This is a genomic window from Nocardia sp. NPDC049737 (assembly GCF_040674755.1).
Classification (GTDB): Bacteria; Actinomycetota; Actinomycetes; order Mycobacteriales; family Mycobacteriaceae; genus Nocardia.
Map to the genome: position 1 here is coordinate 1 of NZ_JBFANH010000098.1, position 1,322 is coordinate 1,322.

Annotated in this window: 2 protein-coding genes; both read left to right on the forward strand. The window is 70.5% G+C overall.

Going from position 1 to position 1,322, the window contains the following annotated elements:
• Positions 1-145 precede the first annotated feature (145 nt).
• Entirely contained in the window at positions 146-772 is a 627-nt protein-coding gene (locus AB0J47_RS42225; protein ID WP_364360343.1) for a class I SAM-dependent methyltransferase, read from the forward strand.
• A gap of 20 nt (positions 773-792) precedes the next feature.
• Positions 793-1,278: a DinB family protein gene (locus AB0J47_RS42230; RefSeq protein WP_364360346.1), complete on the forward strand. Its 486-nt coding sequence runs from the start codon at positions 793-795 to the stop codon at positions 1,276-1,278.
• The last annotated feature ends 44 nt before the right edge of the window (positions 1,279-1,322 follow it).

The window sequence follows — 1,322 nt, forward strand, 5'->3', positions numbered from 1 at the left end:
TAACGCACGCAGCCGCGGGCCCACCGCGTCGAGCACGTCATCTGTTTCGGGGTCCATGCGCCCATCTTGCCGGAACCGCAAGATTGCGTGCCAGACCTTGGTGCGCCGGATGAGACTCAGCCTATTCCGACAGTAAGGAGTCTCGATGACCACCACCGATGCGGTCACGTTCTGGGACGCGGTGTATGCCGACCGGCCGGCGCCCGCGGACCCGCGTCCGAATGTTCTTCTCGCCGAGACGGTTCCGGATGTGTCACCGGGCAACGTCTTGGACCTCGGCTGCGGCGACGGCGGCGACGCGTTGTGGCTCGCCCGGCGCGGTTGGCGGGTGACCGCAGTTGACATCTCGGCCGTGGCGATCGAGCGGCTCGCCGGCCTCGCCCGCTCACACGGCCTGGACGACCGGATCGCCGGCGAGCGGCACGACCTGCGCGAGTCCTTTCCCGCGGGGCGGTTCGACCTGGTCTCCGCTCACTACCTGCACACCCCGTTCGACCTCGACAGAGTCGCCGTCCTGCGCCTGGCCGCCTACGCGCTGCGGCCGGGCGGGCGGCTGCTGGTCGTCGACCACGGCTCGACCGCGCCCTGGTCGTGGAATCAGGATCCCGACGTCCGGTACCCGTCCCCGCATGAGGTCGCGGCCGGAATCGACCTGGATCCGGCGACGTGGACGGTCGAGCGCGCCGACACGCCCCGCCGTACCGCGACGGGCCCGGACGGGCGCACCGCCGAGGTCACCGACCACGTCCTGCTCATCCGCCGCACCGCCTAACCCCTGCGAAGGAGGCCATCGTGCCAACCGCCAAGCGCCGCAACGACACTCCGCCGCCCCGCACCGGAAGCAGCGAGGCCGAGGTGCTGCGCGGCTTTCTCGACTATCTGCGGGCCGCGATCGCCGCGAAGGTCGAGGGCGCCCCCGAACCGCAGGTGCGAACGGCCGCGGTGCCGTCGGGCACGAACCTGCTCGGCCTGCTCCGGCATCTCACCTTCGTCGAGCGCTCGATGTTCCTCGGAGACCGGGTCACCAACTGGCAGGCAACGTTCCAGGCCGCACCGACCGACACCGTGGCCGAGGTCGTCGCCCGCTACCGCGAGGCGGTCGAGCGGGCCAACGAAATACTCGCCAGCTGCACCGATCTCGGCGCACCGGTTCCGCGGCCGGGCCGTTCCGCTCCCAGCCTGCGCTGGGCACTCACCCACATGATCGAGGAAACCGGCCGCCACGCGGGCCACGCTGACATCCTCCGCGAACTATTCGACGGCACGACCGGCCGCTGACTTCATCCAGGACAGGACCACATGATCACCGCAACCCGGCCACA